16 protein-coding genes are annotated in these 14,772 nt (G+C 47.4%); 12 read left to right on the forward strand and 4 right to left on the reverse strand.

Annotated elements, in window-relative coordinates; translation table 11 throughout:
- The first annotated feature begins 69 nt into the window (after positions 1–69).
- The 12 genes from gspC to ACWPOD_RS12015 are packed head-to-tail and all read left to right on the forward strand — an operon-like array spanning position 70 to position 11,379.
- Positions 70–993, forward strand: coding sequence for a type II secretion system protein GspC (gene gspC, locus ACWPOD_RS11960; protein ID WP_005394996.1), 924 nt, complete (start codon positions 70–72; stop codon positions 991–993).
- A 36-nt stretch (positions 994–1,029) separates the two neighbouring features.
- Positions 1,030–3,048, forward strand: a complete 2,019-nt coding sequence (gene gspD, locus ACWPOD_RS11965; protein WP_005394995.1) for a type II secretion system secretin GspD — start codon at positions 1,030–1,032, stop codon at positions 3,046–3,048.
- A complete protein-coding gene (gspE, locus tag ACWPOD_RS11970; protein WP_005394994.1) occupies positions 3,048–4,550 on the forward strand; it encodes a type II secretion system ATPase GspE in 1,503 nt (500 codons plus the stop codon). Before gspD ends, gspE begins: the two co-directional genes overlap by 1 nt.
- The gene (gspF, locus tag ACWPOD_RS11975; RefSeq protein ID WP_005394987.1) at positions 4,550–5,767 is read left to right on the forward strand and encodes a type II secretion system inner membrane protein GspF; all 1,218 of its coding nucleotides are present in this window, start codon (positions 4,550–4,552) and stop codon (positions 5,765–5,767) included. The genes gspE and gspF overlap by 1 nt, the downstream gene beginning before the upstream one ends.
- 59 nt (positions 5,768–5,826) lie before the next feature.
- Positions 5,827–6,270, forward strand: coding sequence for a type II secretion system major pseudopilin GspG (gspG, locus tag ACWPOD_RS11980; RefSeq protein ID WP_005394985.1), 444 nt, complete (start codon positions 5,827–5,829; stop codon positions 6,268–6,270).
- 21 nt (positions 6,271–6,291) lie between these two features.
- On the forward strand, positions 6,292–6,903 hold the full coding sequence (locus ACWPOD_RS11985) for a prepilin-type N-terminal cleavage/methylation domain-containing protein (RefSeq protein WP_041852874.1): 612 nt from the start codon (positions 6,292–6,294) through the stop codon (positions 6,901–6,903).
- Positions 6,890–7,279 carry a type II secretion system minor pseudopilin GspI gene (gspI, locus tag ACWPOD_RS11990; RefSeq protein ID WP_167310321.1) on the forward strand — a complete coding sequence of 130 codons (390 nt, stop codon included), beginning with the start codon at positions 6,890–6,892 and terminating at the stop codon, positions 7,277–7,279. Before ACWPOD_RS11985 ends, gspI begins: the two co-directional genes overlap by 14 nt.
- Positions 7,266–7,943, forward strand: a complete 678-nt coding sequence (gene gspJ / locus ACWPOD_RS11995) for a type II secretion system minor pseudopilin GspJ (RefSeq protein ID WP_006741790.1) — start codon at positions 7,266–7,268, stop codon at positions 7,941–7,943. The genes gspI and gspJ overlap by 14 nt, the downstream gene beginning before the upstream one ends.
- On the forward strand, positions 7,936–8,946 hold the full coding sequence (gene gspK / locus ACWPOD_RS12000) for a type II secretion system minor pseudopilin GspK (protein WP_456231916.1): 1,011 nt from the start codon (positions 7,936–7,938) through the stop codon (positions 8,944–8,946). Before gspJ ends, gspK begins: the two co-directional genes overlap by 8 nt.
- The gene (gene gspL, locus ACWPOD_RS12005; RefSeq protein WP_301616370.1) at positions 8,915–10,117 is read left to right on the forward strand and encodes a type II secretion system protein GspL; all 1,203 of its coding nucleotides are present in this window, start codon (positions 8,915–8,917) and stop codon (positions 10,115–10,117) included. The genes gspK and gspL overlap by 32 nt, the downstream gene beginning before the upstream one ends.
- A gap of 7 nt (positions 10,118–10,124) precedes the next feature.
- Positions 10,125–10,616 carry a type II secretion system protein M gene (locus tag ACWPOD_RS12010; RefSeq protein WP_085343383.1) on the forward strand — a complete coding sequence of 164 codons (492 nt, stop codon included), beginning with the start codon at positions 10,125–10,127 and terminating at the stop codon, positions 10,614–10,616.
- A gap of 1 nt (position 10,617) precedes the next feature.
- On the forward strand, positions 10,618–11,379 hold the full coding sequence (locus ACWPOD_RS12015; protein ID WP_054867791.1) for a type II secretion system protein N: 762 nt from the start codon (positions 10,618–10,620) through the stop codon (positions 11,377–11,379).
- A gap of 301 nt (positions 11,380–11,680) precedes the next feature.
- On the opposite strand, the gene cysQ is transcribed toward ACWPOD_RS12015, so the two are convergent.
- The 4 genes from cysQ to ACWPOD_RS12035 form a co-directional block, all read right to left on the reverse strand.
- Positions 11,681–12,508 (reverse strand): 3'(2'),5'-bisphosphate nucleotidase CysQ, encoded by an 828-nt coding sequence (gene cysQ / locus ACWPOD_RS12020; protein WP_005394972.1) that lies wholly within the window; start codon positions 12,506–12,508, stop codon positions 11,681–11,683.
- A gap of 44 nt (positions 12,509–12,552) precedes the next feature.
- Positions 12,553–13,122 carry an ADP compounds hydrolase NudE gene (gene nudE / locus ACWPOD_RS12025; protein WP_005394971.1) on the reverse strand — a complete coding sequence of 190 codons (570 nt, stop codon included), beginning with the start codon at positions 13,120–13,122 and terminating at the stop codon, positions 12,553–12,555.
- Between the two features lie 176 nt (positions 13,123–13,298).
- Positions 13,299–13,883: a Fe-S biogenesis protein NfuA gene (gene nfuA, locus ACWPOD_RS12030; RefSeq protein WP_005394968.1), complete on the reverse strand. Its 585-nt coding sequence runs from the start codon at positions 13,881–13,883 to the stop codon at positions 13,299–13,301.
- 97 nt (positions 13,884–13,980) lie between these two features.
- Positions 13,981–14,706 carry a ComF family protein gene (locus ACWPOD_RS12035; protein ID WP_456231917.1) on the reverse strand — a complete coding sequence of 242 codons (726 nt, stop codon included), beginning with the start codon at positions 14,704–14,706 and terminating at the stop codon, positions 13,981–13,983.
- Positions 14,707–14,772 lie beyond the last annotated feature (66 nt).

Here is a 14,772-nt window from a genome sequence, read left to right on the forward strand (position 1 = left end):
TAGCAATTTAAAGTCGATAGCTATTGTTATAGCTTAAATGACGAACGTTAGAATAAAGGAATCCATTCAGTGAAACGTTTAGAGCTAAGTGCAGGATTATCAAGCAGACCGCTACTGGCTCAGATCAAGTCCAATAATTATACAATTCAAGCCAAACTTAGCTTGTTGCTCACCTGTCTGTTTATTGCAATAACCGGATGGATACTTGGCAAAATTGTATGGTTAGCCATACCTCAATCGTCGGAAGTGCCGCAATGGCGTCCATCGACGAGCAGCGTTGTTGCGAGCAATAAAGGCGACGCGATAGATTTTAATGCCCTTCAGAATGCCAACCTATTCGGTAAATTCACTGAACAAAAGCCTGCAGTTGTAGAACAACCTGTTGTTAAAGACGCCCCTAAGACGCGCCTTAACCTTACACTGGTTGGCGCGGTTGCAAGCAGTGATGCGAATACCAGCCTTGCTGTCATTGCCAACCGTGGCAAGCAAGCAACGTATGGTTTAGGTGAAGAAATTGAAGGTACGCGTGCGACACTAAAAGCCGTATTAGTGGATCGCGTCATCATTGATAACCAAGGTCGAGACGAGACCTTAATGATGCAGGGTATAGAATATAAGAAGCTATCTGAATCGCCGCAGATAGCCAGAGCCCAATCTCAACGAGCAGAATCAGCGTCTGACGTTGGAGAAAAATTAGAGCAAATCCGAGAGGAAATTGCGAAAGATCCACAAAGCGTTTTCAAATACATCACCATTTCACCCGTCAAAAGAGACGGGGGCATTGTTGGTTATCGAGTGTCACCTGGTCGTGATGCCGCGCTGTTTAATGATGTGGGTCTAGAACCTGGTGATATTGCGGTGCAGCTTAATGGGATCGATTTAAGTGACCCGTCTTCTTCAGTACAACTGATGCAAGTGATGAGCGATCCGCAAGAATTAAATTTAACTGTTGAGCGCGACGGCCAACAGTACGATATCTATATCCAATTGTAAGACTTAGGCAACCGGCGTAAGTTCAGGGAGACATACGTGAAACATTGGTTCAGCAAAAGTGCTTGGCTACTAGCAGGAAGTTTACTCTGCGTCCCAGGTGCAATAGCAAACGAATTTAGTGCCAGCTTTAAAGGCACTGATATTCAAGAATTCATCAACATAGTGGGTCGTAATCTCGAAAAGACCATCATTGTTGACCCTTCAGTGCGCGGTAAAATCGATGTCCGCAGCTATGATGTGCTTAACGAAGAGCAATACTACAGCTTTTTCCTTAACGTACTCGAAGTATACGGCTACGCCGTCGTAGAAATGGACAACGGTGTACTTAAGGTTATCAAAGCGAAAGACTCAAAAACGTCAGCAATCCCTGTATTAGGTGATGGCAGCGCGCAAGGCGACAGCGTTATCACTCGAGTTGTTGCGGTGCGTAATGTGTCGGTTCGTGAGTTGTCTCCTCTACTTCGTCAACTGATTGATAATGCTGGTGCTGGTAACGTAGTTCACTACGATCCTGCGAACATCATCTTAATCACAGGTCGTGCGGCGGTCGTAAATCGCTTAGCAGAAATCATTAAGCGTGTTGACCAAGCGGGTGATAAAGAAATTGAGCTGGTGGAGCTGCGCAATGCTTCTGCTGCCGAAATGGTGCGTATTGTTGAAGCACTGAATAAAAGCACCAATCAGAAGAGCACGCCTGAGTTCCTTGAGCCTAAAATTGTTGCCGATGAACGCACCAACGCGATTTTGATTTCTGGCGATCCTAAAGTACGTGCGCGTCTGAAGCGATTGATTCGTCAACTTGACGTTGAAATGGCGACCAAAGGTAACAACCGCGTGGTTTACCTGAAGAACGCGAAAGCTGAAGATTTGGTGGATGTACTAAAAGGTGTCTCCGATAACCTACAAGCTGAAAAGCAAGTCGGCCAGAAAGCGTCAGGTGCCCAGCGTGGTGAAGTGGTGATTGCTGCGCACGCAGCGACCAACGCCTTAGTATTAACGGCTCCACCAGATATCATGAATGCGCTACAAGATGTTATTGCTCAGCTTGATATTCGTCGTGCTCAAGTCTTGATTGAGGCGCTGATCGTTGAAATGTCAGAAGGTGACGGCATTAACTTAGGTGTTCAGTGGGGCTCACTGGAAACCGGTGCGGTGATTCAGTACGGTAACTCTGGTGCACCGATTGGTCAGGTAATGGTTGGTCTAGAAGAAGCAAAAGATCAAACTCGAACTGAATACTACACAAATGCGAATGGCGAACGAACGCCATATGATGTTACTGAATCTGGTGACTATTCTACTCTTGCATCAGCACTGAGCGGTGTTAACGGCGCTGCGATGAGCATCGTGATGGGGGACTGGACTGCCTTAGTCAGTGCGGTAGCGACTGACTCCAACTCAAACATTCTATCTTCTCCAAGTATCACCGTAATGGATAATGGTGAAGCATCATTTATTGTTGGTGAAGAAGTGCCTGTTATCACAGGCTCTACGGCTGGCTCAAACAACGACAATCCATTCCAAACGGTTGATCGTAAAGAAGTGGGCATCAAGCTTAAGGTTGTGCCACAAATTAACGAAGGTGACTCTGTTCAGTTAAATATCGAGCAAGAAGTGTCCAATGTATTAGGTGCAAACGGTGCGGTTGACGTTCGCTTTGCTAAGCGTCAGTTAAATACCTCAGTCATGATCCAAGATGGTCAGATGCTGGTTCTTGGTGGCTTGGTTGATGAACGTGCACTCGAAAGTGAGTCAAAAGTACCGCTACTGGGTGACATCCCAGTGCTTGGTCATTTGTTCAAATCAACCAGCACGCAAACAGAAAAGCGTAACTTGATGGTGTTCATCAAGCCGACGATTATTCGTGATGGTATGACTGCAGACGGCATTACACAGCGCAAATACAACTTTATTCGCGCAGAGCAACTCTACAAAGCGGATCAAGGATTGAAGTTGATGGCTGACGAGAAGATCCCAGTCATGCCAGCCTTTGGCCAGGAGCGTCAGCACCCAACCGAGATCCAAGCGTTTATTGATCAAATGGAAAACAACTAATGGTTGATATGTTAGACACAGCGCCAAGTATGCGTCGTCTGCCATTCAGTTTTGCCAATCGCTTTAAACTGGTGCTGGAGACAGAGCATCCTGAGCGTCCGCCCATTCTTTACTATGTCGAGCCGCTCAACCCAGCGGCTCTGGTCGAAGTCCGTCGTGTGCTGAAGAAAAGCTTCGTACCGCAGCCTATCGATAAAGAAGCCTTCGATAAAAAGCTGACCGAAGCATATCAACGTGACTCGTCTGAAGCGCGTCAATTGATGGAAGACATCGGTGCCGATAGCGACGACTTTTTCTCATTGGCTGAAGAGCTGCCGCATGATGAAGACTTGCTAGAGTCAGAAGACGATGCACCAATCATTAAGTTGATCAATGCGATGTTGGGTGAAGCGATCAAAGAAGGGGCGTCGGATATTCACATCGAAACTTTCGAGAAAACCCTTTCGATTCGTTTCCGTGTCGATGGCGTATTGCGTGAAGTGCTCACTCCAAGTCGTAAGCTTGCACCACTGTTAGTGTCGCGAGTGAAGGTCATGGCGAAGCTGGATATTGCAGAAAAGCGTGTACCTCAAGATGGTCGTATCTCGCTGCGTATTGGTGGTCGTGCGGTTGATGTGCGTGTTTCTACAATGCCGTCGTCACATGGTGAGCGAGTAGTTATGCGTCTGTTGGATAAAAACGCGACGCGTCTCGATTTGCATAGCTTAGGTATGACGCCTTCCGTGCACGACAATTTCCGTCATCTTATTCAGCGTCCTCACGGTATTATCTTGGTCACCGGCCCGACGGGTTCTGGTAAGTCGACGACTTTGTACGCTGGCTTGCAAGAGATCAACAGTAACGAACGCAATATCTTAACGGTTGAAGACCCGATTGAATTTGACATTGATGGCATCGGTCAGACTCAGGTGAACCCGAAGGTCGACATGACTTTTGCGCGTGGCTTGCGTGCTATTCTGCGTCAGGACCCTGATGTGGTGATGGTCGGTGAGATCCGTGACTTAGAAACCGCACAAATTGCAGTGCAAGCGTCCTTAACGGGTCACTTAGTAATGTCGACCCTTCACACCAACACCGCTGTTGGTGCGATCACGCGTCTACGCGATATGGGCATTGAACCATTCCTTATTTCTTCATCGTTATTGGGTGTGTTAGCACAGCGCTTGGTTCGTACGCTTTGCCCGAGTTGCAAAGAACCGTATGAAGCCGATGCTGAACAGAAGAAACTGTTTGGTATGGAAGCGCATGAACCACTAGAGCTACACCGTGCTAAAGGCTGCGAAGCGTGTAACCAAAAAGGCTACCGAGGTCGAACAGGTATCCACGAGCTCATTATGGTCGATGAGCAAGTGCAAGAATTGATTCACCGAGAGTCTGGTGAGCAAGAAATTGAGAGAGCTGTTCGCGCCCATACGCCAAGTATTCGCAGTGATGGTCTAAGCAAAGTACGTCGTGGTATTACGTCACTTGAAGAAGTGATGCGAGTGACGAAGGAAACCTAATGGCGGCATTTGAGTACAAAGCGCTAGATGCAAAAGGCAAGCATAAAAAAGGCACGATAGAAGGGGACAACGCCCGACAAGTGCGCCAGCGACTCAAAGAGCAAGGGATGATCCCGATTGAAGTGGTTGAGACGAAAGCTAAATCGGCTAAGTCTTCAGGCTCAGTCAGCTTTAAGCGCGGCATCTCAACATCTGAGCTGGCACTAATCACACGTCAATTGTCCACGTTAGTCCAATCAGGTATGCCTCTGGAAGAATGTTTGCGCGCGGTCTCTGAGCAGGCTGAAAAGCCGAGAATTCGTTCTATGCTGGCTGCGGTTCGCTCGAAAGTAACCGAGGGTTATCCGCTCGCCGACAGCTTTGCTGATTACCCACACGTGTTTGATGAGCTCTATCGCTCCATGGTTGCGGCGGGTGAAAAGTCAGGCCATCTTGATACGGTATTAGAGCGTTTGGCGGACTACGTCGAAAACCGTCAGAAGATGCGTTCCAAACTGCTTCAAGCCATGATTTACCCGGTGGTTTTAGTGGTGTTTGCGGTTGTTATTGTTTCTTTCTTATTAGCGACAGTGGTACCCAAAATCATTGAGCCAATCATTCAGATGGGACAAGAGTTACCTCAGTCAACACAGTTCTTACTGGCAGCCAGTGAGTTTGTGCAAGATTGGGGGCTTATCATCTTCGTCGTGCTGGTGGTGTTTTTCTATGGGCTCAAACTGGCGTTGCAAAAACCAGACTTTCGCTTAGCTTGGGATAGAAAAATCTTGAGTCTACCGCTATTGGGCAAAATCTCTCGAGGTTTGAATACCGCACGATTCGCACGAACACTTTCGATTTGTACTTCCAGTGCGATTCCAATTCTAGAAGGCATGCGTGTCGCGGTGGATGTTATGTCTAATCGCTATGTGAAGCAGCAAGTGTTACTTGCTGCAGATAACGTTCGAGAAGGTGCCAGCCTGCGTAAGGCGTTAGATCAAACTCGTCTGTTTCCACCAATGATGCTACACATGATCGCCAGTGGTGAGCAAAGTGGTGAATTGGAGAGCATGTTGACGCGTGCTGCCGATAACCAAGATCAAAACTTTGAATCTACAGTCAATATTGCGTTAGGCGTATTCACTCCGGCATTAATTGCCTTAATGGCTGGATTAGTGTTGTTCATTGTGATGGCGACCTTGATGCCAATGCTAGAAATGAATAACTTGATGAGCGGATAAATTCGAATTAAGACGTGTCTACTTACGGCATGGCTTGAATCTAACTTTCGGAGAAAAAAATGAAATTTAAACGTAGTAAACAACACGGTTTCACACTTTTAGAAGTGATGGTTGTTGTCGTTATCCTTGGTATTTTGGCAAGTTTCGTTGTTCCAAACCTATTGGGTAACAAAGAGAAGGCTGACCAACAAAAAGCGATTACGGACATCGTAGCGCTGGAAAATGCCCTAGATATGTACAAGTTGGATAACAGCGTTTACCCAACGACAGACCAAGGCCTGGAAGCATTAGTTAGCAAGCCTTCTAACCCAGAGCCTCGCAACTACCGTGATGGCGGTTACATCAAACGTCTTCCTAATGACCCTTGGGGTAACCAGTACCAGTACCTAAGCCCAGGTGATAACGGTACGATTGACATCTTCACTCTAGGCGCAGATGGCCAAGAGGGTGGAGAAGGTCCAGCTGCAGATATTGGCAACTGGAACATGCAAGATTTCCAATAAATAGAGCCTAAGCCAGCACTAATGAAGCAAATGCGAAAACACAACGGTTTTACATTGATAGAAATTCTATTGGTGCTGGTTTTGCTATCTCTCACGGCAGTGGCCGTGATCTCGACATTACCGACCAGCCAAAAAGATCTTTCCAAACAGTATGCTCAAAGCTTTTTTCAGCGTTTACAGCTGCTTAACGAAGAAGCCGTACTAAGCGGTAAAGATTTTGGCGTTCGAGTGGATGACGCTAAATCGACGTACGCTCTACTGAGTTTGACCGCGGAAGGTTGGCAGCCTCTGGAGTTAAAGCAGATTCCGAGCAAAACCAAGTTGGAAGATGACATTACGCTACTGCTCGAGCTAGGTGGCGGTGCTTGGGATAATGATGATCGCTTATTCAAACCGGGCTCTCTTTTTGATGAAGACATGTTTGCTGAAGAAGACGACGACGAAAAGAAAGTTAAGCCACCGCAAGTGTTTATCTTTTCCAGTGCAGAGGTTACGCCATTTACTCTGTCTTTTTTTCCGCAAAATGGTGACGCCTTTAATGACGGGTGGCGAGTCATCGGAAAAGAAAGTGGACAAATCTTGTTACTAGCGCCGGGCGAAGAAGTGAAAGAGGATGAGAATGCGCAATTCTAAGCAAGCTCGCCCACATTGGAGTCATCGCCGGACGAGAGGCATGACACTGCTGGAAGTATTGGTCGCACTGGCTATTTTCGCCACCGCTGCCATCAGCGTCATTCGCTCGGTGAGCCAGCATATTAATACGATCAGTTATTTAGAAGAAAAAATGTTTGCAGCCATGGTTGTGGATAATCAGATGGCCAACGTGATGTTGAGTACCAGTGAACTTAAAGTAAAGAACGGTACAGAAGAGCTGGCTGGGCGCACTTGGTACTGGAAAATCACGCCTGTTGCCACCACGCAGCCATTGCTGAAAGCATTTGATGTGAGTGTCGCGGTAGAGAAAAACGCGAGCCCAGTCGTGACGGTACGAAGTTATGTGGCGCAATAAGAATCCACGCGCAAGTAAGCGCCAACTGGCAAAAGGTTTTACACTTATTGAAGTGTTGGTCTCGATTGCCATCTTTGCCAGTTTAAGTGTCGCCGCGTATCAAGTGGTATCGCAAGTGCAGCGCAGCAATGCGCTATCACAAGAGCGAACTCAGCGCTTAAATGAAATTCAGCGCGCCATGGTGATGATGGATAATGACTTTCGTCAAATGGCGATGCGCCAAACGCGGACAAATGGTGAAGAGCCCGCGAGCCAACTGATTTTTTGGTCAGATTACTTGCTCGACTCCGACACTAAAGGGCTAATGTTTGCTCGTTTAGGATGGCACAACCCTCAACAGCAGTTTCCCCGAGGGGAGGTCACTAAGGTTGGCTATCGTTTAAAAGAAGAAACATTACAACGAGTATGGTGGCGCTACCCTGACACGCCAGTGGGTCAACAAGGCATCGTTACCCCATTACTGACGCAGGTCGAATCGTTTGATATGCGTTTTTACGATGGTAAACAATGGAAAAAAGAGTGGGATGATGAAAAATCGCTACCGAAAGCGGTTTCTGTGATCCTTACTCTAAAAGATTATGGAGAGATTGCCCGCACCTATCTGACTCCTGATGGCACATTGAGTCAGAAAGAAGGAAGTTCAGGAGGCAGCAATAATGGTTAATCGTCAGCGCGGTGTCGCTTTGATTATTGTGCTGATGTTACTGGCGATTATGGCGACAGTTGCCGCCAGTATGTCGGAGCGTTTGTTTTTGCAGTTTCAGCGGGGCGCCAATCAAGTTAACTACCAGCAAGCGTATTGGTATAGCCTTGGGGTAGAGGCGTTGGCAAAAGTCGGTATCGAGCAAAGCTACAAAGACACCGATACGATCAATATGAGTCAGCCGTGGGCAATAAAAGAGCAAGTCTATCCGCTAGATTATGGTCAAGCGGCAGGACGAATTAGAGACAAACAAGCGTGCTTTAACCTCAATGTATTGAGCCGTGTGCAACCGACGGGACAGCAAATCGCAAGACCTTATTTAGTCAATGTGCTGCAGCGTTTATTGGAAGAATCGGATGTTGAATCGTATCAGGCAGAAATCATTGCAGACTCTACCTGGGAATACATTGATGCTGATGACACCGTTCGCTCCACAACCGGGGTCGAAGACAGCACATATGAAGCGATGAAACCCGCGTATTTAGCGTCAAATGGCTGGATGGCAGATGCCACCGAGTTGCGAGCGGTTTATCAGGTGAGTGGTGATATTTTCCAAAAATTGGAACCGCTAATCTGCGCATTGCCTAGTGATGATTGGCGTTTAAACGTAAATACGATTGAAGTCGAGCAAGCTCCGATTTTGGTGGCAATGTTCTCACCAAACTTAAGCAGTAGTGATGCGATTCAGCTAATTGAAAAACGCCCATTTGATGGGTGGGATAGCATTGATGAATTTTTAGCAGAGTCAGAGATCGCTGGCTTGAGCGAAGATGTAAAGAAAAACGCCAAAGGCTATTTGGGTGTGGATAGCGCCTTTTTTGAATTGGATGCACAAGTGTTGGTGGATGAATCACGTGTACGTATCCGAAGCCTTTTGCAAAGTACAAATAGAGAGACGGTGACCGTAGTTCGCCGTCGTTTTGGAGGGATCAGTGAGCGAGTTTCTGACCGTTCGGCTGAGTAGCGAACAACAAAGTACCATTCCTTGGGTGGTGTGGTCGACAGATCAACAGGAAGTGATTGCCAGCGGTGAAATCGCCGGATGGGAACATTTAGATGAGTTGATCTCTTATGCAGGTCAGCGCCAAGTTGTGGCGCTATTGGCGAGTAATGATGTGGTCTTGACGCAAGTGGATATACCGCCTGGCGCAACACGTCAGTTCGACGCGATGTTACCGTACCTCGTGGAAGATGAAGTCGCGCAGGACGTTGATGGCCTTCACTTTACCGTGTTAGGTAAACAAGCGGATAAAGCGCAAGTGTGCGCTGTTGAGCGCGCTTGGATTCAGACCGTATTGCAGCGTTTTTCAAGCCAAGGCATCACCATCAAACGCATCTTGCCAGATGTGCTTGCGTTACCTTTTCAGGGAGAGCATAGCAGTGCCGCGATGCTTGGTGATCAATGGTTGATTCGTCACTCAGCGACAGAGGGTGCGGTTGTCGATGCTTCTTGGTTAGACCTTTACCTCTCTTCTTATCTACAAAATCATGAAGGTTGGAAGCTCGATTGCTATAGCTCAGTCCCTGAATCTGCGTTACCTGAAGTATGGGAGCCGCAGCCAGAAGAAATGACCATGGGGTTACTGGCGAAGGGGGTTACAGAAAGCAAAGTCAATTTGCTGACCGGGATCTTCAAGCCTAAATCCTCTTGGGGGAAATACTGGAAGCTCTGGCAAAAAGCCACCATTGCTGCGGGCGTGCTTATCGTTGTTATGGTTGCGCAGCAGTTGCTCGTCGTCCACAAGTACGAAGCACAAGCACAAGCGTATCGTGAGGAGAGTGAGCGTATTTTCCGCCAGGTGTTCCCGAATAAACGACGAATTCCTACCGTTAGTTATCTCAAACGACAAATGGATGATGAAGAGCGCCGCTTATCTGGTGGTGGCGGTCAGCAGGCGATGTTGTCTTGGTTGGCGGCACTGCCAGCGACACTGGGTCAGGTCAGCGATTTGGAAATCACCAGCTTTAAATATGATGGTCAACGTGGCGAAGTGCGAATTCAAGCTCGCAGTTCAGACTTCCAACCTTTTGAGCAGGCTCGCGTGAAATTGGCAGAGAAGTTTAATGTTGAGCAAGGACAGCTGAACCGTAGCGATAACGTTGTGGTTGGCAGCTTTGTTTTGAAGCGTTTGTGAGGTGATGATGAAAAACTTAATTTCTCAAGCTCAGGTTTGGTGGAGCAGCATCTCTCAGCGTGAGCAGCGTTTGGTCATGGGATGTGGCGCTATTGCCGTTATCGGCATTATTTATTGGGGGTTGCTACAGCCAATGAGCCAACGTGCGGAGCTAGCTCAATCACGTATTCAAAGTGAAAAACAGTTGCTGGCTTGGGTACAAGATAAAGCGGATGGCATTACTGCACTGCGCAAAAGCAGCGGTGTGAGCTACTCTAGCCAACCGTTGAATCAACTGGTTTCTTCTTCAGCCCGTCGTTATAAAGTTGAGTTGATTCGAGTACAACCTCGCAATGAGAGTGTTCAGGTGTGGATCAAACCACTCGCGTTTAATCAGCTGGTGGACTGGTTACGCTACTTGAAAGAGCAACAGGGTATTGAAGTCGAATTTTTAGATATCGACCGAACGGATCAAGCGGGCATGATTGATGTGAACCGCCTTCAGTTTAAGCGAGGTTAAGGTGAAGCGAGCAGTACTTTACGTTGTTATCTTTATCGTCTTTTTTTCAGTCAGTCTTTTAATGGGATTACCCGTTTCTTGGGTGTTACAGCAAGCACCAACCGTGAGAGGACTAGACATTCAGGGTGCCAATGGCTCTGTATGGCAAGGTCAAGCTTCTAGTGTTCGTTGGCAGCGCCAGAACCTTGGAGAAGTTAATTGGGATTTCCAATGGTCGAGTCTACTAACTGGTAAAGCTGAGTTTGCCGTACGCTTTGGTCGTGGTAGTGAAATGGACGTTCGTGGTCGCGGTTTTGTTGGTTATAGCTTGAGTGGTGGTCCTTATGCCAAAAACTTAGTTGCCTCGATTCCGGCAGTAAAAGTTGTAGAGCAAGCTCGTCTCCCTGTGCCTGTCGGCGTTGATGGGCAACTTGAGTTAAATATTCGTCATGCGACTTATGCCGCGCCTTGGTGTAAGAATGGTGAAGGCACTTTAGTATGGAATGCCAGTGGTATTCAAAGCCCTGTTGGTAGCCTTGAACTCGGTCCTGTGATTGCCGATCTAAACTGTCAGGACAGTGTGTTGACAGCGACTGGTGAGCAAAGCAGTAAACAAGTCTCAGCGGCGTTCTCGGCAGAGCTGATGCCTAATCAGCGATACTCAACCAAAGCCTGGTTTAAGCCAGGAGCTGAGTTCCCATCCAGCATGAGTGAGCAATTGAAATGGTTGGGCAAGCCGAACCCTCAAGGTCAATACGAGTTTAATTACCAAGGTCGCTTCTAACCTATCGTGACAAAAAACAAAATTCTAAAAGAGCTGCGATTGTGCAGCTCTTTTTGCTTTTGGATCATAGTAGGCGAAACCCTCTATTCGCTGTACAAAGATCGTGGTGATAATAGAATGCAATTCTAAGATTCTGATTTTTAATGGATCTGTTTTCTTGTGTTCAGCACTTTAAGCGGTTGGAACATAGTAGGCCAAATGCTCCTAACGCTGTACAAACAGGTCAAAAAGAAAGGCCACGAACATATTCGTGGCCTTTCAATTACTAGCATTTAGGCGCTAAAATTTACGGATGGAGCGCTTAATCTTTGCGTTGTAAAATCTCATTCCAAGGTAAATCCGCATCACCAAGCACAATAAAGTTTGGGTTTTCTAGCGTTTCACGCTCGTTATATGACAGCGGCTCCAATTGCGTGCTGAGAATGCGTCCGCCCGCTTCTTCAACAATGCACTGTGTTGCGGCGGTGTCCCACTCACCTGTTGGGCCTAGTCTGAGATAGCAATCCACAGCGCCTTCTGCAACAAGACACGCTTTTAATGCCGCAGAGCCGAGCGGAATTAAATCGTAATTCCAAGCACTGCTCATGCGGCTAGTGATGCGATTGATATCTTGACGGCGGCTAATGGCAATCGCGATGCTTTGCCCTGGCTGCTCATGTTTGTGCGTATGGATTTTTACGCTGTCCGACATATCGGGAATTTTCCAGGCACCTTTGCCACTATAAGCGTAATAAGTCACGCCAGAGACAGGGCCATAAACGACCCCCATGGTTGGTTTGTTGTTGTCGACCAGTGCAATAATAGTCGCAAAGTCGCCGCTGCGAGCGATGAATTCTTGAGTACCATCGAGAGGGTCGACTAACCAATACCGTTCCCACTGAGCTCGTTGCTCGAGGCTGATGTCTGCGTCTTCTTCTGACAATACGGGAATGTCGGGTGTGAGTTCACTCAAGCGTTCTGTGATGAGCTTGTGAGCCGCGATATCTGCGCTCGTTACCGGAGTCTCGTCACTTTTGGTATAGGCCTCGTACTGTTTTTTTTCATATATTTCGAGGATCATTTGTCCGGCACTACGGGCAATTTCGATGACTTGAGGAAGCAGGTGAGATAGATCTTTTGTCATTGGCATAAGTGATAGTCCTTACTCACAGTATTATTCGGTTCTCATGACCGTTATTGGTTATGTTTGTGAGTGGTGTTTGGTAAGTGTTTCAGTGCCAACATTAGCGCGGTGATGCTTCGTGCTTCACAGAAATCCATGTGAGTTAATAACTCTTCGGCTTGCGCAAGTGGCCAACGCACAATTTCCAGTGGCTCAGGCTCATCGCCTTCTTGCTTCTCTGGATAAAGCGCCTGTCCTAAAAATAGAGTCATTTTGCTCGAAAAGTAAGACGGCGCGAGGATAACTTGTTTCAACGGAGTCAGCTGATTGCAGCCAAAGCCGATTTCTTCTTTTAACTCTCGATCCGCAGCTTGGTGTGGGGTTTCACCTGGGTCAATCAACCCCTTCGGGAAGCCCAACTCGTAGCGTTCAGTCCCAGCGGCGTATTCACGTACCAGTAATAAATCGCCTTGCTCAGTCACAGGAACCACCATCACCGCATCGCGCCCACTTGGCTTCATGCGTTCATAAGTACGGTGTTCACCATTGGAAAAACGAAGGTCGAGCGCTTCCACGGCAAACAGTTTGGATTTTGCGACCGTTTGGCATGAGAGTATCTCTGGTGGGGTCCGTTTCGACATGGCGCTGGCTCCTTGGTGTCGTTGGCGTTTACGAGATGCGTAAGATTCTTAATATATGAGAACTCCGCCTGAGTTTCTAGCGGATTTTACGGGCAGAACTAAGCATCTCAAGGTTACCTCAGTATCGATACAAAAATGGGAGACCGAAGCCTCCCATTTTCTGACCGTATTTACTCTTAGTAGTAAGAGTGATCACCACGGTCATGTTCTGTTGCATCACGAACAGCGGTGAGTTCACCAACGAATTGGTTTAGCAGTTCTTTCTCGATGCCTTCTTTTAGTGTTACGTCAACCATAGAACAGCCATTACAGCCGCCACCAAATGCAACAATAGCAATGCCGTCTTCAGTGATCTCAACCAAGTTTACGTGACCACCGTGGCCAGCAAGCTGTGGGTTGACTTGAGTTTGGATAACGTATTCAACGCGCTCAACCAGTGGCGCGTCGTCCGCAACTTTACGCATTTTAGCGTTCGGAGCTTTTAGCGTTAGCTGAGAGCCCATTTTATCGGTAACAAAATCGATTTCAGCGTCTTCAAGGAATGGCAGGCTTAGCTCATCCACGTAAGCTGAAAAACCGCTGTAAGGGATTTCAGTGTCGGTCGCTTCTACTGCTTCTGGTGGGCAGTAAGACACGCCACACTCAGCGTTTTGTGTACCTGGGTTCACAACGAAAATACGAATGTTAGTCCCTTCAGGCTGTTGACCTAAAAGGTTAGCGAAATGCGTTTGCGCAGTTTCTGTAATAGTAATATTTGACACGACGAATACCCGAGTAAATTTGTAGGTTACTGCTGCTATTCTACTCTTGTTGACGTATGGGTCTAGTCTTTTTGATGCTAAGGCATGGCGAAGCGATCTAGAGAGAACGAGGAGCAGGTGTTCTGCAGATGCAGTAAATATCGATGCTTTCTACGCCAACTTCAAGTAGTAAATGACATAATTGTCGGACGGTACTGCCTGTGGTGACCACATCATCGACGATGGCAACGTGGGAAGATGGCGGTCGCTTATTGAGAACAAACGCGTCTTTTAGATTTTGTTCACGGCTCGCTTTGGTATTGCCGCGCTGGGATTGGGCGACTCTGACCCGGCGAAAGACCTTCGCGTCGAAATTGGTCTGCAATTGCTTGGCGAGGTGTCGGGCTAAAACATCACTTTGATTAAAGCCCCGGCGCAGGTAACGCTGCCAGTGCAATGGCACACTGGTAATGATTGGAGCTGGCGTGGTGATGCGCTGTGCCAGTTGCTCGGTTAATGTTTTTACATGCCAAGACTCTCCGTGATCTTTAAAGCGTTGTACTTCCCGTGAAAGGGGAAAGTCGTAATCGCCTAACGTGTATAGCCTTTGCCATGGCGGTGGCTCTGAAAGACATTCACCACAAATACTATCCGTACTCATTTCTTCTTTCTGTAATGATAAACCGCAGCGTTGACATCGTTTTACCGGAGTTAGGTATTTTAAACAGTGCTCGCACCAGCGCAGAGTATTTGTGTGGCTTGGTGTGTGAATAGGGAACCGACACAGACCGCATTGACTGCTCAACACGCGATGCATGATGTTTTGCCAGTGATGAGATAACATAGCGCTTATTCATGGTGATATTTTACTCAGCCTAACGCTTGGCTGATGGCGTAGGGAATAAAATAA

The sequence above is a fragment of the Vibrio sp. JZG120 genome (genome assembly GCF_053890955.1).

Bases quoted from the DNA above. Each gene is read 5' to 3' on its own strand.
- gspE (WP_005394994.1), top strand. From the start codon at position 3,048: ATGGTTGATATGTTAGACACAGCGCCAAGTATGCGTCGTCTGCCATTC.
- gspF (WP_005394987.1), top strand. From the start codon at position 4,550: ATGGCGGCATTTGAGTACAAAGCGCTAGATGCAAAAGGCAAGCATAAA.
- gspG (WP_005394985.1), top strand. From the start codon at position 5,827: ATGAAATTTAAACGTAGTAAACAACACGGTTTCACACTTTTAGAAGTG.
- ACWPOD_RS11985 (WP_041852874.1), top strand. From the start codon at position 6,292: ATGAAGCAAATGCGAAAACACAACGGTTTTACATTGATAGAAATTCTA.
- gspI (WP_167310321.1), top strand. From the start codon at position 6,890: ATGCGCAATTCTAAGCAAGCTCGCCCACATTGGAGTCATCGCCGGACG.
- gspJ (WP_006741790.1), top strand. From the start codon at position 7,266: ATGTGGCGCAATAAGAATCCACGCGCAAGTAAGCGCCAACTGGCAAAA.
- gspK (WP_456231916.1), top strand. From the start codon at position 7,936: ATGGTTAATCGTCAGCGCGGTGTCGCTTTGATTATTGTGCTGATGTTA.
- ACWPOD_RS12010 (WP_085343383.1), top strand. From the start codon at position 10,125: ATGAAAAACTTAATTTCTCAAGCTCAGGTTTGGTGGAGCAGCATCTCT.
- cysQ (WP_005394972.1), bottom strand. From the start codon at position 12,508: ATGCCAATGACAAAAGATCTATCTCACCTGCTTCCTCAAGTCATCGAA.
- nudE (WP_005394971.1), bottom strand. From the start codon at position 13,122: ATGTCGAAACGGACCCCACCAGAGATACTCTCATGCCAAACGGTCGCA.
- ACWPOD_RS12035 (WP_456231917.1), bottom strand. From the start codon at position 14,706: ATGTTATCTCATCACTGGCAAAACATCATGCATCGCGTGTTGAGCAGT.